Here is a 16894-nt window from a genome sequence, read left to right on the forward strand (position 1 = left end):
CGGTTACGCGCCAGCGACCCGCGCCTGCAGGCGGCGCATCCCGCCGAGCCAGCGATCGTAGTCCGAACCCTTACGCCGGTAGAATTCCAGCACCTCTTCGTGAGGCAGCACCAGGAACCGTCCGGCACGCATCGTGTCCAGCACCGCGCCGGCGACCACTTCGGGCTCGAGGATCGTGCCGGCGCTTTCCACGACGCGGGCGCCCAGTCCCTCACCGTCTTCGTCACCGGCCTCGAGGCCACCGTTGAGCATGTCGGTATTGACACCCATAGGGCAGAGACAGCTGACTTGGATCCCGCGATCGCCGTACGTCACCGAGAGCCATTCGGAGAACCCGACAGCGGCGTGCTTAGTTGTCGAGTACGCCGCCGATCCGATCTGTGTGAGCAATCCGGCCGCCGAAGCGGTCGACACGAAGTAGCCGGCGCCGCGCTCTAGCCATGCCGGCACCAGGAGCCGAGCGGCGCGCACGTGCGCCATCACATTGACTTCTAGCGCGGACTCCCAAATCTGGTTGTCCTCACCGATTCCCGCACCGTCGCCGACACCGGCGTTGGCGAAGTAGAAGTCGACCGGTCCGTACGTCGACTCGGCGAGATCAATGAGGCGCTTGATATCCGCCTCCGCGCTGACGTCGGCCGCCGCGGCGATCGACTTGCCGGGGTGGGTGGATTCCAGCCCTGCGACAACCGCGTCGACCCGGGACTGCTGCAGATCGGCGACGACCACATTGGTGCCCTCGCTGACAAGCGCGGTCGAGAGCGCCGAGCCGATACCGCCGGCGCCGCCGGTAACGATCGCTACCTTGTTTTCGAAATCCATGCTCACTGCACCTCGCGTATTAGAAGTTGATGAAATGGCCGACGGAGCCGTGGATTGCTTCCTTGACGGCCTCGGCCAGCGTCGGATGTGCGTGTACGTTGCGCCCGACTTCGTGTGCAGTCAGGTCCCATTGCTGGGCGAGGGTCAACTCGGGTAGTAGTTCGGTGACGTCCGGGCCGATCATGTGGGCGCCAAGAATTTCGCCGTACTTCTTGTCGACCACGATCTTGACGAATCCCGTGGCGTCGCCAAGCCCGTGCGCCTTGCCGTTGGCCATGAACGGAAACTTGGAGACGTTGACGTCGAAGCCCTTTTCCTTCGCTTGCTCTTCGGTGTATCCGAAGGCTGCGACCTGTGGCTGGCAGAACGTCGCGCGCGGCACCATGTCGTAGTTGATCGCCATGGTCTCGGCACCAGAGAGAGTCTCGGCCGCCACGATGCCCATCGCCTCGGCGGTGTGCGCAAGCATCGACTTAGCAGTGCAGTCACCGATGGCGTAAATGCCCTCGACGTTGGTTCGCATGTAGTCGTCGATCGCGATTGCGCCTCGGTCGGTCAGCTTGACTCCGGTCGCCTCGAGGCCGAATCCCTCGGTGCGCGGCGCGAAGCCGATTGCCTGCAGCACCTTGTCGGTCTCGATAGTCTGCGAGTCGCCGCCTGCCGCCGGACTGACGACCACCTTGATCTTGTCGCCCGACTGGTCGATCGAGTCAACCTTGGTCGCGGTAAGGACCTTGACGCCGAGCTTCTTGTACTGCTTCGCGAGTTCGGCAGACACGTCCTTGTCCTCGAGCGGCACCATCCGGTCGAGGAACTCCACGATCGTGACGTCGACGCCGTAATTGGCTAGGACGTAGCCGAACTCGCTGCCAATCGCGCCCGCGCCCACGATGACGATGCTGGCGGGCAACTGCTCGGTCATGATCTGCTCTTCGTAGGTCACGACCCGGTCGCTGAGCTCGACACCGGGAATTGTCTTGGTGGTCGCGCCGACTGCGAGAATGCAGTTGTCGAACGTCACCGTTTCTTCGTTGCCGTCAGCGAGCTTGACCTGGAGCGTCTTCGCGTCGGAGAACGTGCCCCAGCCGTTGAACTCGGTGATCTTGTTCTTTTTCATCAGGAAGTGCACGCCCTTGACGCGGCCGTCGGCAACCGTCCGGCTGCGTTTGTACGCCGCGCCGAAATCGAAGGTCGCGTCGCCGCTGATCCCGAAGGTCTTAGCTTCCTTGTTGAAAATATGCGCCAGCTCGGCGTTGCGCAGCAACGCCTTGGACGGGATGCACCCGACATTGAGGCAAACGCCGCCCCAATACTTCAGTTCGACGATCGCCACCTTCTTTCCCAACTGCGCCGCGCGGATCGCCGCGACGTACCCGCCGGGTCCGGCACCAACAACTACAACGTCGAAATGAGAGGCCATGCCCTAAGAATTCCAGACGCTCCGAGAGCACTTCAACTCGGTCCGGAAACTGATCAGGCACCGATGATCAGGACGGACCCTTGGACTCCAGGATTAGGACGGAGCCTTGCGCTGTGGCGAGCACTTTGCCCGCCTCATCAAGAATCTCGGCGTTGGCGAACCCCACCCGGCGGCCAGACTTGGCCAGCCAGCCGCGGGCGCTGATCAGACCACTTTGCTCAGTCATTGGGCGCAGGTAGTTGACCTTGAGCTCGATAGACGTATATGGAACGCCCGCCGGGAGTGTGGAGCGTACGGCGCAGCTCACCGCGACATCGAGGATCGTGCAGGCAAAGCCGCCGTGCACCATGCCGATCTGGTTGTACACCGAGGAATCGGGACGGCACTGCACCACACAGCTGCCGTACTCGGCTTCGCTGAACCACCACTCGAGGGTGTAGCCAATCGGCCCATTAGGGATCAGCCCATCGCGGATCGCCTGCATGGACTCCAAACCGGTCATCTCGGCGACCGCCGCCTTGGTGACCAACGGGTCGTACCAAGTCACTTCTTTACGTCGCGGCTCGCCCCAATCCAGAGTGGCGGAAGGAGAGCGGGCCGGTGGTCCGTCTGTGGCCCTCCCCCGGGCCGCATTGCCTTCGGTCGCAATGCTGTCGGCAGCCGCCGAAGCGGTGACGGAAGCGTCTTGTTCGGGTGGCATCTACCGCTCCCATTTCGGTCATTCTCGGGTCCGGCTTACTCAACCACACCGGCACCGAACGGCCACCGTGTGGTGTCCCGCTGCGCGCACGACCACGACTTTCGTTACGGTTGTCACCAGAGCGCGAAACAACATAGGCTATCCAGGCACGGGATGTTGAAAATTCGAATAAGTACCTAATTCGTGCTGTGATCCACAGTGTGCCCGCCTGACTGCAATGGAGTGTGGAATGCCCATCTACGACAATGTCTCTGATCTCGTCGGTCGTACGCCGCTGGTCAAGATCAATCGCCTCATTGACCCGGCAAAAGCCACGGTTCTGGCCAAGCTTGAGTTCTATAACCCTGCCAACTCGGTCAAGGATCGCATCGGCGTCTCCATCGTTGACGCGGCCGAGAAGTCCGGCGACCTCAAGCCCGGTGGGTCCATCGTCGAAGGCACGAGCGGCAACACGGGCATCGCGCTGGCAATGGTCGGCGCATCACGGGGCTACAAGGTGATCTTGACCATGCCCGAGTCTGCGTCGAAGGAACGCCGCGCGATCCTGCGCGCGTACGGCGCTGAGCTCATCCTCACGCCGGCCGCCGAGGGCATGAAGGGCGCCGTGGCCAAGGCCGAAGAAATCGCCAAGGAGCGCGGCGCCGTCGAGGCAAAACAGTTTGCCAACAAGGCCAACCCGGCCGCTCACCGCGCCGGCACCGGCCAGGAGATCCTGGACGACACCGACGGCAAAGTCGACATCTTCATTGCGGGCATCGGCACCGGCGGCACGATTACCGGCGCCGGTCAGTTGCTGAAGGAAAAGATCCCGGGCGTAAAGGTCATCGCCGTTGAGCCGGCCGAGTCACCGGTCCTCACCGGTGGGCAGGCGGGCCCGCACAAAATCCAGGGCCTGGGCGCCAACTTCGTCCCGGAGGTCCTCGACCGCGACGTGTACGACGAGGTCCTCGACATCGATGGCGAGAGCGCACTGCAATGGGCTCGTGACGCTGCGGCCCAGGAAGGCCTGCTCGTCGGCATATCTTCAGGTGCCGCGCTGAAGGCCGCATCGGATGTGGCAAACCGTCCCGAGAATGCCGGCAAGACAATTGTCGTCATCATTCCGTCGTTCGGCGAGCGCTACCTGACCACGGACCTGTACAAGAACTACATGGACTAGTTGGTGCCCGCTACCACCAACAGCTCGTCGTACGCCCCGGAACGGGTGGGCCTGCTCGCCCGCTTCCGGGAAGACGTCGAGGCGGCGCGAGAGCTCGACCCCGCCGCCGGATCGACGTTGGTTACCGCGCTGACATCTCCTGGCCTGCACGCAATCTGGGTGCACCGAGTCACGCATCGCATGTGGCAGCGACTGGGCCTACGTACTGCGGCCCGGCTCGTTGCCTACCTCTCGCGCAGTTTCACAGGAGTGGAGATACACCCTGGCGCTCGGATCGGTAGACGCTTCTTCATTGACCATGGCATGGGTGTCGTGATCGGTGAGACGTCGGAGGTCGGTGACGACGTGATGCTGTATCACGGCGTGACTCTCGGCGGCCGCTCACTCGATAAAGTCAAGCGGCATCCGACCCTCGGAGACCGGGTCACCGTCGGGACCGGCGCACGGATCCTCGGTGCGGTCGTCATCGGCGCCGACAGCCAGGTCGGCGCGAATGCCGTCGTGGTCAAGGACGTCCCTGCTCACTCGGTCGCCGTCGGCGTACCTGCCAAAGTCAGTGCGCGGCAGGTGCCGCACACCGACTCCGACTCCGAAGCGGCGATGTACTACATCTAAGCCCGCTAGCTGTTCGGTTCGTCGAGTCCGAGGAGCGCGTTTTCGATGACCTCGCTCAGCGCGGGGTGGATCCAATAGGGTTCAGCGGCGACCGCGTCCACGGTCTGCTCGAACTGCGCAGCCTGAATCAAGGGCTGAATCAAGCTCGAGGCTTGGTATCCCATCAGGTGCGCGCCGAGCAACCTCCGCGTGCCAGGATCGGCGAGCACCTTGACCAGACCGACCTCATCCTCCATCGCCCAGCCGTACGCGACATCGCCATACTTCTGGACCTTGACGAGGTACGGCGTACCGACCTCGCGCAGCTCCTGCTCGGTCTTGCCGAATGAGGCGATCTGCGGGTTGGCGAACACGGCGTGCGGTACGACGCGGTGGTCGGTTGCCTGCGGCGCGTCCGAGTGCGCGAGGTTGTACTTCACCGTCTTCGCTTCGCGGTTGGCGACATGCTTGAGCTCGTAGTCGCTGCTTATATCACCCAGCGCGTAGACGCCCTCGACGTTGGTCCGCTGGAACTCGTCGACCACGATCCGACCGTCCGGATGGGTAGCGATCCCGCCGGCGGCCACGTCGAGAAGATCGGTATTGGGTTCGCGTCCGATCGCAAGCAGTACGACGGGAGCCGAGACGTCGAAATCGCCGTCGTCCGACGTACACGACAACGTCCACGCCGCCCCGTCGTACACCGCCTTGTGTGGTGACGCGTTAAGTCGCAGGTCGAAGCGATCCTGCGCAAGCGCGGTGAACGACTCGGATACCGTCTCGTCCTCGAACCGGAGCACCGCATCACGCCGGACCAGCCACGTGACCTCGGTGCCGAGCGCGTCAAATACGTGCGCGAACTCCGCGCCGATGTAGCCGCCGCCGATGATGATCATCCGCTCCGGCAGCTCATCGAGCCGCATGACCGTGTCGTTGGTGTGGACACCGCGTGTGGGGTCCGCCTTGTCGAGGCCCTCAATATCTAGCAGCCGCGGACGACCACCCGCGGCGATAACGATCCGGTCAGCGGTGACCGTGTCACCTGTACCGGTATCGAGTGTCTTGTCGCCGACGAACCGCGCCGTGCCGGCGTACACGGTGACATTGGGCGACTCGCGACGATACTTCTCCCCCGCTGGCGGAATCTGGTCGATCCGTCCGAAGATGCGGTCCCGGATCTCTCGCCAGTGCACCTGAGGGGCGGTGAAACTCAGCCCCAGCCGGTCCGCGTGGGCGGCTTCCTCGGCGATATCGGACGGGTAGACGAACATCTTGGTCGGGATGCACCCGACGTTGAGACAGGTGCCGCCAAACACGCCACGTTCCATGATCGCGATATCGAGATCATCGAACTCCGGCCCGATGATCGAGTTGCCCGACCCGGTACCGATGATGACGAGGTCGTGGTGGCGTTGGCTCATGCGAGTCTCCAATAACTATATTCGCCCGGTGGTTTCATTTCGGGCCGTCTCCCAGCATAGGTACCGTTACGCTCGAGCGCGTGGCTGACTACAACCTTGCGCGTGCCTACATCGCCGCCCATGGCGATCCACTGGAGCTGGCCCGGATCGACGCCGCGATTAGCTATCCCGAAGCGCCCGCTCTGAGCGCGGCGGCGCGCGACGTGCTGCGCGACGGGCGCCTGCCAGACGGTGCCGCGCAGGCGCCGTGGTCCGCGGGCACGGCAAGTATCGAGTCCACCGCGAGCATGCTCGGCATCGTCGACGAACTGAAGTTAGACGAGGATGCAACGGCTGACTATCTGGCGAGGGCGCAAGGCGAGGACGGCAGTTTCGTCGAAACCGCGCCCGGCGCTCCGCAATGGTTGGCTCGCGACGAGCCTGACGCAGTGATCTTTCTTACCGCCTACGTCGCGCATCGGCTCGGCCGGCACGGTAAGCACGGGGACGCCGTCTACCGAGCCGTCGACTTCCTGGCGCCGCACCTGGGATCCATGCCGGTCGGCTACCTGCCGACGTACTGGTACGCCGCCTCCGCGTACGCCGCCCTGGGTGACCTGCCCTCTGCAGAAGCAATGCTGACCAAAGTCGCCCCCGACGTAGAGGACATCGGGCCGACCGCATTGGCATCGCTCGGCTGCGCGGTCGGATGGTCGTCGGTGGCGAGCGGTGTACGGTTCCGGCTCACCTGGCGGCAGGAGCCGGACGGACGATGGGCAAGCGAACACGGCACACCGGCCGACGTAGTCACCACTATCGAGGCGACTCGCGCATTGGCCATAGGGTCGTACCTCGAGCGAGACCAATAAGGAGAACGCACACACATGACCTATCCGCCTGGTAACCCTCAGCAGAATCGGTACGGCGGCCCTCCGTCGCGGGACCATCTCGCGCCCGGTTACCCCGCGCCCGGGCGGCCGACGTACCCACAGGGGCCGCCGCCACAGAGTTACCCGCCGCCACCGCAGCGGTCCGGCCCGCCGGTATCGGGCCCGGGCGGAACCATCCAGCTCGACTGCTCATACAACAAGTTGGGGTTCTTTCTCGCGTTCACCGGCCCGCACATCAGGGTCGATGGCTATGGACAGGACGGAACCTGGGGCCGGACGGCTATCGCGCTCCCACCCGGTACGCACTCCATCGAGGTGCACACCCGATATCTGGGCCAGATGGGCCCGGCCCACATGCTTGTCAACGTCTATCCCGGCCAGCAGATCCCTGTCTTCTATCGGGCCCCCACCGCGATCTTCTTTAAGGGAGCGATGGGTCATCAGCCTCAGCCGACACCCGGGATGTGGTTGACCTGGGTGATGTTCGCGATCGCCGTACTCGTCGTCGCGACCGCCTTCCTCTTCTAGAACGACGGCAGGAGCACACGACGTCGCGAGTGTGTTGGCGCTGTGAAAACAGTCCCAAAATGACGCACTAGGGTCACAAAAGGTCCACCATATAGACATGTCCGCACTCCCGGAGACGATACAAGTGAGCCCGTTCGCGAAGCGTCGTCACAAGACACGCGTGCCCAGCCTGTTTCTCGAGTTCGATCGCGAAGAGTGGCAGGAACTCGCCGAAAGTACGCCGCTGCCGCTAAGCGAGGACGAGATCACTGAGCTGCAAGGGCTCGGCGACAGTATCGATCTCGAAGAGGTGAAGTCGGTCTACTTGCCGTTGTCCCGGCTGCTCAACCTCTACGCATCTGGCACCCAGCACGTGTGGGCCGCCCAACGAGAGTTCTTGCGTTCGGATGACAAGAAGGTGCCGTTCATCATTGCGGTATCGGGCTCGGTCGCCGTCGGCAAGTCGACCACGGCTCGGCTCCTGCAGGCGTTGCTCTCGCGTTGGCCGGATCACCCGCGCGTAGAACTCGTCACCACTGATGGTTTCCTCTATCCAAACGCGGAGCTTGAACGCCGCGGACTCATGGAGCGCAAGGGCTTCCCCGAGTCGTACGATCGCCGCGCTCTCGTTCGCTTCGTCGGCGAAATCAAGGCAGGTCGCTCTGAAGTCTCAGCGCCCGTGTACTCGCACCTCGTCTACGACGTCATCCCGGATCAACGCAAAGTCGTCCGCAGCCCGGACATCGTCATCATTGAGGGCCTTAACGTGCTGCAGCAAGGAGATAGCCCAGGCTCGACCGAGGTCTTCCTGTCCGACCTTTTCGACTTTTCGGTGTACGTCGACGCGCCCGAGCCGATCATTAAGAAGTGGTATCTGCAGCGTTTCGAGGCCCTGCGCGAGACCGCGTTCCTCGACCCCAGCTCGTTCTTCCGCAGGTTCGCGGAGATCAGCAGGGAAGAGGCCCTCGCGACGGCCAGCAACATCTGGGACACCATCAACGGCCCCAACCTGAGTGAGAACATCGCTCCGACGCGCTCACGCGCGCGACTCATCCTCACCAAGGGCGCTAACCACGAGGTCGAGCGGATCCGGCTGCGCCGCATCTAGCACAATCCGCGAGCTCCCGTCCCGCCCTCGCAACTGCACACAAATGTATGGCTCCGCAGCGCCGAGGACGAAGTCTTGCAGCCAAACGGCACAGATGTGAGCCAGCGACACGATCGTGACGGACGAGCGGACATTCGTGACGGGCGAGCGGATTTACGTGACGGACGAGCGGACATACGTGACGGATGGCCGGTTTTTCGTGACGGACGAGCGGACATTCGTGATCGTGACGGACGAGCGGACATTCGTGACGGGCGAGCGGATTTACGTGACGGACGAGCGGACATACGTGACGGATGGCCGGTTTTTCGTGACGGACGAGCGGACATTCGTGACGGATGGCCGGTTTTTCGTGACGGGCGAGCGGCTAGTCCTCGAAAGCCTCGGGCGGCGGGCAGCTGCAGACCAGGTTGCGGTCGCCGTACGCGCCGTCGATCCGCCCCACCGGGGCGAAGTACTTAGACTGCCTCGTCGCTGCGGTCGGGAACACTGCTTCCTCGCGACTGTACGGGTGCGGCCAGTCGCCGGCGAGCGACAACGCCGTGTGCGGCGCGTTGACCAACGGGTTGTCGGCCTTGTCCCACTCCCCTGACTCCACTCGGTCCGCTTCCTCGCGAATCGCGATCATCGCGTCGATGAACCTGTCGAGCTCACCGAGGTCCTCGCTTTCGGTCGGCTCGACCATCAGGGTCCCGGCGACCGGGAAGCTCATCGTCGGGGCGTGGAAGCCATAGTCGACAAGCCGCTTAGCCACATCGTCGACCGTGACCCCACTGGACTTGGTAAGTGGCCGGATGTCGAGGATGCACTCGTGCGCCACGAGGCCGCTTGGCCCGGCGTACAGCACCGGGTAGTGCTCGCGCAGCCGCGCGGCGATGTAGTTGGCCGCGACTATCGCCGCAACGGTCGCGTCGCTCAGCCCGTCCGCCCCCATCATCCGGACATATGCCCACGAGATCGGCAAGATGCCGGCCGATCCCCAAGGGGCCGCTGATACCGGGCCCGGTCCGGTCGCAGGACCGGCCTCGGCGACGAGCGGATGGTTGGGCAGGTACGGCGCAAGGTGCGCGCGTACGCCGATCGGCCCCACCCCGGGACCGCCACCGCCGTGCGGAATGCAGAACGTCTTGTGCAGGTTGAGGTGACTGACGTCCGAGCCAAACTTGCCCGGCTGCGCGAGCCCGACCAGAGCGTTGAGGTTGGCGCCATCGACATACACCTGACCGCCGGCGTCGTGCACCATTGCGCAGACCTCGGTGATGGTCTCCTCGTAGACGCCGTGTGTCGAGGGGTAGGTGATCATCATCGCGGCCAGGTCGTCCTTGTGTGCCTCGATCTTGGCGGCAAGGTCGGCAGTGTCGATGTTGCCGTTGTCGTCGCAGGCGACGACGACGACCTTCATGCCGGCCATCACAGCGCTCGCGGCGTTAGTGCCGTGCGCGGAGCTCGGGATCAGGCAGACGACGCGTGCGCCGTCTCCGTTGGCCTCATGGTATTTCGAGATCGCCAGCAGGCCTGCGAACTCGCCTTGACTGCCGGCGTTGGGTTGCAGGCTGACCGCGTCGTATCCGGTGACCTCGGCGAGCCAACCCTCAAGGTCCGCGAACAGCTGCTGGTAGCCAGCGGTCTGGTCGACCGGCGCGAACGGGTGCAGCCCGGCGAACTCCGGCCAGGTGATGGCCTCCATCTCGGCGGTCGCGTTGAGCTTCATCGTGCACGAGCCGAGAGGAATCATGCCGCGATCGAGCGCGTAGTCCTTGTCCGAGAGGCGGCGCAGGTAGCGCAGCATCGCGGTCTCCGAGTGGTACGCCGAAAACGTCGGATGCGTCAGGAACTCGCCGGTACGACGCAACTCGGCCGGGATCGTGTCCGCGTCGGCGGCAGGAAGCGACGATGCCCCGAAGGCCGCCAGTACGACGCGCAGGTCGTCGTCTGAGGTCGTCTCGTCGCAGGAAATCGCGATCGTGTCTTCGTCGACGTACCTCAGGTTGACGCCGTCGGCGCATGCCTTGTCGACGATCGCGCGGGCCGCACCGGGCACCCGTGCGGTTACGGTGTCGAAGAAGCTGTCCGCCACGACCTCGACGTCTGCGGCGCGCAATCCGGCGGCGAGCGCGGCAGCGTGCGCGCCGACGCGCTCGGCGATCGCGGTGAGCCCCGCCGGACCGTGGTAGACGGCGTACATGCTCGCCATGACGGCGAGCAGGACCTGCGCGGTGCAGATGTTGCTGGTGGCCTTCTCTCGGCGGATGTGCTGTTCGCGGGTCTGCAACGCCAAGCGGTACGCCGGTGCGCCTGCAGAGTCGACCGAAACGCCGACCAACCGGCCGGGCATGGTGCGTTGCAGGCCCTCCCGCACGGACATGAACCCGGCGTGCGGACCGCCGTACCCCATCGGTACGCCGAACCGCTGCGCGGAGCCGACGACGACGTCCGCGCCCATCTCGCCGGGCGACTTGAGCAGGCACAAAGACAGCAGGTCCGCGGCGACGATTGCCAGCGCGCCGATCTGGTGGGTCGCCTCGATCAGTCCGGTCAGGTCCCGCACGGCGCCGGTAGACGGGTACTGGGTCAGTACGCCGAAAACGTCCGCCGTGTCGACCGATTCCTCGAACGCCGCCTGCGGCAGGTCGCCGGTCGTGTCGATCACGACGACGCGCAGTCCGAGAGCGCGCGCCCGGGTCTGCACGACGGCCAGCGTCTGCGGGAACACGTCGCGATCGACAAGCAGTGTGGGGGTTTCGGTTTTCTTCTTGGCCGCGCGCATGGTCAGCGTCATGGCTTCAGCCGCCGCCGTACCTTCGTCGAGCAGGGAGGCGCCGGCGATGGCGAGTCCGGTCAGGTCACAGATCATGGTCTGGAAGTTCAGCAGCGCCTCGAGCCGGCCCTGCGAGATTTCCGGCTGGTACGGCGTATAGGCGGTGTACCAGGCCGGCGATTCGAGGACGTTGCGCTTGATGACGCCAGGGGTGATCGTGTCGTAGTAGCCCATGCCGATCATGGAGCGCTTCACCACGTTCTGGGAGGCGAGCGCGCGCAACGCCTGCAACGAGCCCGCTTCGCTGAGCGCTGGCGGCAGATTGAGGGCCCGGTCCAGCCGGATCTGCGTCGGCACGGCGGTGTCGATCAGCTTGTCGACACTCGGCGCGCCGATCGCGGCAAGCATGCGTTCGGTGTCCGCCGCACGAGGACCGATATGCCGGTCGGCGAACGTCGCACTCACCGAAGCGAGAGGTTTCGTGGTCGAGTTGCTGTTATCAGACACGTGTCTCCAGAAGGCTGATCCGGGATAAAGCGGGCAGGTTAACGCTCTCCCCCTCTGTCCTGGTACCTGAGAGTCTCGGCGCTTCGGTCAAGCGTCTTACACCGTCGGTCTACGCGAACGAGTCCGCGCGTACTGCGTCTCCAGAGGTGCCTAGGTCACACGGTCCGGGTGCCTGAGAGATTCCGGGGAGTGTTGCTCCTTCGGCGTTTCGGCGTGGCCTGCCAGAGTGCGGCGAGTGTCGTACCGAAATTCTCCCGTGTGACGTTGTCGGCGTTATGAAGGTTACCAGCGGATCGGCGTACGGCGCGACGCTGTGATTCACCCGGCACGGACGGTGCACTGCCGCGCCCGTTCGAGCAGCAGGTCACGCTCGCGCGCGTTGTCAGTTAGCGACGCGGCTAACTGGAACTGCGCACTCGCCTCGGCGTACCGGCCCAGTCGTTCGAGGAAGTCGCCGCGCACGGCGGGAAGCAGGTGGTAGGCGCGCAGCGCCGGCTCAGACTCGAGCGTGTCAATGATCGTCATCCCGGCCTCGGGACCATCGGCCATGGCGACCGCGACGGCCCGATTGAGCTCTATGACCGGCGAGGGTACGACCCGGCCGAGGACCCCGTACAGCCGGGCGATCTCGGCCCAGTCGGTGTCCTTGCCGATGGGTGCCCGTGCATGACACGCGGCAATTTGCGCTTGCAAGACGTAGGGGCCGGGCTCGGCGCCGAGCGTCAGCGCCCGATCAATCGCCGCGAGACCACGCCCGATCAGTAGCCGGTCCCAGCGACCACGATCCTGGTCCAACAGCAGGATCGGCGTACCCTCGGAGTCTGTCCTGGCGCCGAACCGGGAAGCCTGGATCTCCATCAGCGCGACCAGCCCATGCACTTCGGGCTGCTTTGGTGCGAGTTCGGCCAGGATGCGGCCCAGCCGCATCGCGTCTTCGCACAGTCCGGGCCGGATCAGGTCCTCGCCGGCGCTGGCCGAGTAGCCCTCGTTGAAGATCAAGTAGACGACCTCGAGGACCGAGCCGAGTCGGTCGGCAAGTTCGGCGCCGACGGGGACCTCGAACGGTACTCCGGCGTCGGAGAGGGTCCGTTTTGCCCGCACGATCCGCTGCGCAATTGTCTTGGTCGGCGTCAGGAACGCGCGGGCGATCTCCTCGGTCGAGAGTCCGCCGAGCAGTCGCAGGGTGAGAGCGACTCGCGATTCGGTGCTGAGGACCGGATGGCAGGACACAAATACCAGTCGCAGCAGGTCGTCACCGATCTGGTCGTCCAGCCGCTCGACGACGTCCGTTTCGAGGCCCTCGTCGTGCTCCTGCAGGTCGCGGGCGAGTACGGCGTACTTGCCGTCCAGGTTCTTCGCCCGCCGGATGTGGTCGATCGCGCGGCGTTTGGCCGTTGCCGTCAGCCACGCTCCGGGGTTGTCCGGTACGCCGCTCGCCGGCCACTGCTCCATCGCGGCCACCAGCGCGTCTTGCGCGAAGTCTTCGGCGAGCCCGACGTCACGCACCATTCGGGCCACGGCGGCGATCACCCGCGCCGACTCGATCCGCCACACAGCACCGATCGCGCCTTGCGTACCTGTGTTGTTCACGCGGTCAAATAGATCATCTGACCGGTGCAGGTGCAAGGCGCGATCGCGACTACTACTTCTGCTGCTGCGCCTCGACCCGTTCGCGCAGCTTGTCCTCGGCGGCGCGGGCCTCGGGCGTGAACTCCTCGCCGAAGTCCTCGGCTTCGAACACCTTGCGAACCTCGACTTCAAACTCATCCCAGCCCGGGTTGGGAATGCGCTTGGTCCATTCGATGGCCTCGTCCCTCGACTTGACCTGAAGGATCCAGAAGCCGGCGACCAGTTCCTTGGTCTCGGCGAAAGGACCGTCCGTGACCTTCTTTGTACCGTCGGCTTCGAACTTAACCCTGGCCCCCTTCGAACTGGCCTGTAGGCCTTCGGCCGCGAGCAGGACGCCCGCATTGGCGAGGTCCTCATTGAACTTTTGCATCCCGTTGATGATCTCTTCGCTGGGCGCGACGCCTGCCTCGCTGTCGGCGTTGGCCTTGAGGATAACCATGTATTTCATCGTGACTCCTTGTGTCGCCCGGATGCCCGTCTCGGTGACTGGTCGTTCTCCCAGGCTCTATGCATACGTCGAACGAGCGATGGCCGGATCGACACCGGCGCCTCACTTTTCGAAAGTTTTTCACAGAACGTGCAAAACCCGCCAAAACGCTGAGTTTTGGCGGGTCCTGACGAGGTTGGTATTGGGTGGGTACCGCTAGGCGGTCGCGGCGCGGGCCTGACGACGGCGGGCGAGCTCGTCCACCGACGTGCTCTCGCTTCCTCCGTCGGCGCGGATGGACGGCATGTGCGCGAGCGAGCCGGTGAGCTCCTTGAGGGCGCCGCTGACGGCGATACCGAAGACGCCTTGCCCGCCTGCCAGGAGGTCGACGACTTCTTCGGCGGACGTGCACTCGTAGACCGAAACTCCGTCCGAGAACAACGTGATACCGGCGAGATCGTCGACGCCGCGATCACGCAGGTGCTCGACCGCGATGCGCACGTTTTGCAGCGAGATGCCCGTATCGAGCAGTCGCTTGACGACCTTGAGAACGAGAATGTCCTTGAAGGAGTACAGCCGCTGCGAACCCGAGCCGTGCGCGGTCTTAATCGAAGGGCTGACGAGCTTGGTGCGCGCCCAGTAATCAAGCTGACGGTAAGTGATGTTTGCGGCGTTGCACGCGACCGGGCCGCGGTATCCGACGAGGTCTGCCGAATTGGCCGCCTCTTCACGCGCATCAGGGAACAATGCGGCCTGAATAGGGCGTTCGCTCACTGCATCCTCCTGGACTACTCATGTGATCTGCCTGTGCTCTTCGATGCCCGTTCGTTGTTGCCAGCGCTTGCGCAGAACTTGCATTCGTCGTGCGCGCCTATCAGAACTGTGGCACCTCTACCTTGCCTCGCGTTGTTGCCACGCCAGATTGGAATTATCTGGCCGAAGAACACCGACGTAATTCAAGGTACGCATCGGCACGATGGTCCGTCAATCACGGTCCCGGCGTGTCGAAAGCCTAAACCTCAACTTCAAGGTTACGGAATGGACACAGGGCCACCCGACGTGCGCGGCGACCGACGCTCACGAGCCGGCGAAGTCGTCCGGCGAGACGTTGTCGAGGAACTCACGGAACTTCTCGACCTCGTCCTCGGAGCCTTCGCCGTTGTTCGTATTAGTAGCCTCATCGATCGTGATGCCGACCTCGTCGAGCAGATCGTCGTCGGCGAAGATTGGCGCACCGGTGCGCAACGCGATCGCGATCGCGTCGGACGGCCTTGCACTGACCGGGTCGACCCCTGGGAAGTCGAGCTCGGCGAAGTACAGTCCGTCCTTCATGCCGGTGATCCGGACCCGCTCAAGGTTGCTGCCCAGCGCCGCGACGACGTTGACTAGAAGGTCGTGTGTCATCGGCCGCGGCGGCTTGATCCCCTGCTGTTCGTAGGCGATGGCCGTCGCTTCGACGCTGCCGATCCAGATCGGTACGTAGCGTTCGCCTTCGCTCTCGGTGAGCAGGACGATCGGCTGGTTGGCAGGCAGTTCTACCCGCACGCCGACAACGTTTAGTTCACGCATCGTAAATCCTCAATCCTCAGCCGATGTGTCGCCCGGACCCGTGGCCAGCTTGCCTCGGTCGGGGAAGTCTTCCATGAGCTCGATGGTCATAACCGGCTCATAACTTGAGAGTACTTCTTATGAGTTGAGCTGGCTGCGCAGACCCGAACGAACCAAGGCCGCGTGCAACCGCACCGACAGCGCTGCAAGCTCACTGATCGTCTCCTCGGCCTTGCCACGCGCCTCGGGGGTGCGGTGCCGCATCATCGGCGTCACCACCTGAGCGAACAGTCCCACTTCACGTTCGGCGGCCGTGCGAAATGGCCGCAGGTGCCTCGCTTCAATGCCGAACTCCGCCATCTGTGCGACCGCCTTGGCGACCTCGAGTGCATCGGCGTCGTACGACCCGTTGCGCTGTGGGGCAAGCACGCCGTACTGCTCCATCGACTCGAGCAGTTCCTCGGTGAGATCGGAGGCCTCAAGCAGCTCCGCGCGAGAAAGCCGCAACTGAGGCTGCGCCCGACCGAACTCCTCAGCCGAGGGCAGTCCATCGCGATCCCGGGCCATGGCGAGCACTGGAACCCGTGGCTTGCCCGCGTCGCTGGGCGCCTCGAAGCCGCGATCGATCGCGTCAAGGTTCTCCTTGATCACCTTGAGCGGCAGGTAGTGATCACGCTGCTGGGTAAGCACGTAACGCACCCGCGCGAGGTCACCGTGCGAGAACTTGCGGTACGACGAGGCTGTTCTGGCCGGCTGGATGAGACCGGCGTCCTCGAGATAACGAATCTTGGAGATCGTGATGTCGGGGAAGTCCGGCAGCAACGCCGCACGAAGCTCACCGATGCTGATTGTCTCGGAGTTGGACAGCGAGGCCGCCGCGTTGTCGCGAACGCTCACTGGCCTTCGCCCTGGGCCGCGTCATCGGTGGTGGCGCGATGCCCAATCAAGAAGATCAATCGGAACTTACCGATCTGCACCTCGTCGCCACTGGCGAGAACGGCACTGTCGATCAGTTCGCGGTTGAGATAGGTGCCGTTGAGGCTACCCACGTCGTGGACACCGAACTTGCCGTCCTCGCGACGGAACTCCACGTGTCGCCGAGAAACCGTGACGTCGTCGAGGAAAATATCGCTGTCCGGATGTCGACCGGCGGTCGTCACCTGCTGATCAAGCAGGAACCGGCTGCCGGCATTTGGGCCGCGCTTGACGACGAGTAACGCCGTATCGGCTGGTAGACCGTCGATCGCCTCCAGCCCGGAAGCCTCTTCGGCCTCGACCGCCTCGGGTTCAGCACCGAGCGCAGAAAACTGGCGCGTCGTCTCACCGTTAGGCAGCGAGGAGAAGTCAGGTTCAGAGGAATCGGCTGGCATGTCTACAAGCCTACGGGGGCAGGGAAAGAAGGGTCAACATGAGGTTGATTGTTAC

The 16894-nt window shown here is 64.1% G+C and carries 16 protein-coding genes and 1 riboswitch; of the genes, 5 read left to right on the top strand and 11 right to left on the bottom strand.

Features of this window, described 5'->3' with window-relative positions:
• Positions 1 to 3: 3 nt before the first annotated feature.
• From CLV47_RS15500 to CLV47_RS15510, 3 genes are all read right to left on the bottom strand, one after another.
• The gene (locus tag CLV47_RS15500) at positions 4 to 822 is read right to left on the bottom strand and encodes an SDR family NAD(P)-dependent oxidoreductase (RefSeq protein ID WP_106349970.1); all 819 of its coding nucleotides are present in this window, start codon (positions 820 to 822) and stop codon (positions 4 to 6) included.
• 19 nt (positions 823 to 841) lie between these two features.
• The gene (gene lpdA, locus CLV47_RS15505; RefSeq protein WP_106349971.1) at positions 842 to 2242 is read right to left on the bottom strand and encodes a dihydrolipoyl dehydrogenase; all 1401 of its coding nucleotides are present in this window, start codon (positions 2240 to 2242) and stop codon (positions 842 to 844) included.
• Between the two features lie 67 nt (positions 2243 to 2309).
• On the bottom strand, positions 2310 to 2942 hold the full coding sequence (locus tag CLV47_RS15510) for a PaaI family thioesterase (protein WP_106349972.1): 633 nt from the start codon (positions 2940 to 2942) through the stop codon (positions 2310 to 2312).
• 229 nt (positions 2943 to 3171) lie between these two features.
• On the opposite strand from CLV47_RS15510, the gene cysK reads away from it, so the two are divergent.
• Positions 3172 to 4101: a cysteine synthase A gene (gene cysK, locus CLV47_RS15515; protein WP_106350002.1), complete on the top strand. Its 930-nt coding sequence runs from the start codon at positions 3172 to 3174 to the stop codon at positions 4099 to 4101.
• Positions 4102 to 4104: 3 nt separating this feature from the next.
• Entirely contained in the window at positions 4105 to 4716 is a 612-nt protein-coding gene (epsC, locus tag CLV47_RS15520; RefSeq protein ID WP_202862624.1) for a serine O-acetyltransferase EpsC, read from the top strand.
• 5 nt (positions 4717 to 4721) lie between these two features.
• On the opposite strand, the gene CLV47_RS15525 is transcribed toward epsC, so the two are convergent.
• Entirely contained in the window at positions 4722 to 6116 is a 1395-nt protein-coding gene (locus CLV47_RS15525; RefSeq protein WP_106349974.1) for a mycothione reductase, read from the bottom strand.
• Between the two features lie 80 nt (positions 6117 to 6196).
• Between CLV47_RS15525 and CLV47_RS15530 the strand changes: the two genes are divergently transcribed.
• The 3 genes from CLV47_RS15530 (at position 6197) to coaA (ending at position 8600) form a co-directional block, all read left to right on the top strand.
• The gene (locus tag CLV47_RS15530; RefSeq protein WP_106349975.1) at positions 6197 to 6964 is read left to right on the top strand and encodes a prenyltransferase/squalene oxidase repeat-containing protein; all 768 of its coding nucleotides are present in this window, start codon (positions 6197 to 6199) and stop codon (positions 6962 to 6964) included.
• Positions 6965 to 6979: 15 nt separating this feature from the next.
• The gene (locus CLV47_RS21855; RefSeq protein WP_146135401.1) at positions 6980 to 7513 is read left to right on the top strand and encodes a hypothetical protein; all 534 of its coding nucleotides are present in this window, start codon (positions 6980 to 6982) and stop codon (positions 7511 to 7513) included.
• A 97-nt stretch (positions 7514 to 7610) separates the two neighbouring features.
• Positions 7611 to 8600: a type I pantothenate kinase gene (gene coaA / locus CLV47_RS15540; RefSeq protein ID WP_106349977.1), complete on the top strand. Its 990-nt coding sequence runs from the start codon at positions 7611 to 7613 to the stop codon at positions 8598 to 8600.
• A gap of 367 nt (positions 8601 to 8967) precedes the next feature.
• Here the strand turns inward: coaA and gcvP are convergent, their stop codons facing one another.
• From gcvP to odhI, 7 genes are all read right to left on the bottom strand, one after another.
• Positions 8968 to 11865: an aminomethyl-transferring glycine dehydrogenase gene (gene gcvP / locus CLV47_RS15545; RefSeq protein ID WP_170111105.1), complete on the bottom strand. Its 2898-nt coding sequence runs from the start codon at positions 11863 to 11865 to the stop codon at positions 8968 to 8970.
• Positions 11866 to 12015: 150 nt separating this feature from the next.
• A riboswitch (glycine riboswitch) is annotated at positions 12016 to 12132 on the bottom strand.
• 51 nt (positions 12133 to 12183) lie between these two features.
• Positions 12184 to 13455, bottom strand: coding sequence for an RNA polymerase sigma factor (locus CLV47_RS15550; protein ID WP_170111101.1), 1272 nt, complete (start codon positions 13453 to 13455; stop codon positions 12184 to 12186).
• A gap of 52 nt (positions 13456 to 13507) precedes the next feature.
• Positions 13508 to 13942, bottom strand: a complete 435-nt coding sequence (locus tag CLV47_RS15555; protein WP_106349979.1) for a YciI family protein — start codon at positions 13940 to 13942, stop codon at positions 13508 to 13510.
• A gap of 195 nt (positions 13943 to 14137) precedes the next feature.
• Positions 14138 to 14695, bottom strand: coding sequence for a MerR family transcriptional regulator (locus tag CLV47_RS15560; protein WP_106349980.1), 558 nt, complete (start codon positions 14693 to 14695; stop codon positions 14138 to 14140).
• A gap of 303 nt (positions 14696 to 14998) precedes the next feature.
• Positions 14999 to 15490: a bifunctional nuclease family protein gene (locus CLV47_RS15565; RefSeq protein WP_106349981.1), complete on the bottom strand. Its 492-nt coding sequence runs from the start codon at positions 15488 to 15490 to the stop codon at positions 14999 to 15001.
• 117 nt (positions 15491 to 15607) lie between these two features.
• Positions 15608 to 16366: a transcriptional regulator FtsR gene (gene ftsR / locus CLV47_RS15570; protein WP_202862625.1), complete on the bottom strand. Its 759-nt coding sequence runs from the start codon at positions 16364 to 16366 to the stop codon at positions 15608 to 15610.
• Positions 16363 to 16839, bottom strand: a complete 477-nt coding sequence (gene odhI, locus CLV47_RS15575) for an oxoglutarate dehydrogenase inhibitor Odhl (protein ID WP_106349982.1) — start codon at positions 16837 to 16839, stop codon at positions 16363 to 16365. The genes ftsR and odhI overlap by 4 nt, the downstream gene beginning before the upstream one ends.
• Positions 16840 to 16894: the final 55 nt, after the last annotated feature.

Source organism: Antricoccus suffuscus (genome assembly GCF_003003235.1).
Classification (GTDB): Bacteria; Actinomycetota; Actinomycetes; order Mycobacteriales; family Antricoccaceae; genus Antricoccus; species Antricoccus suffuscus.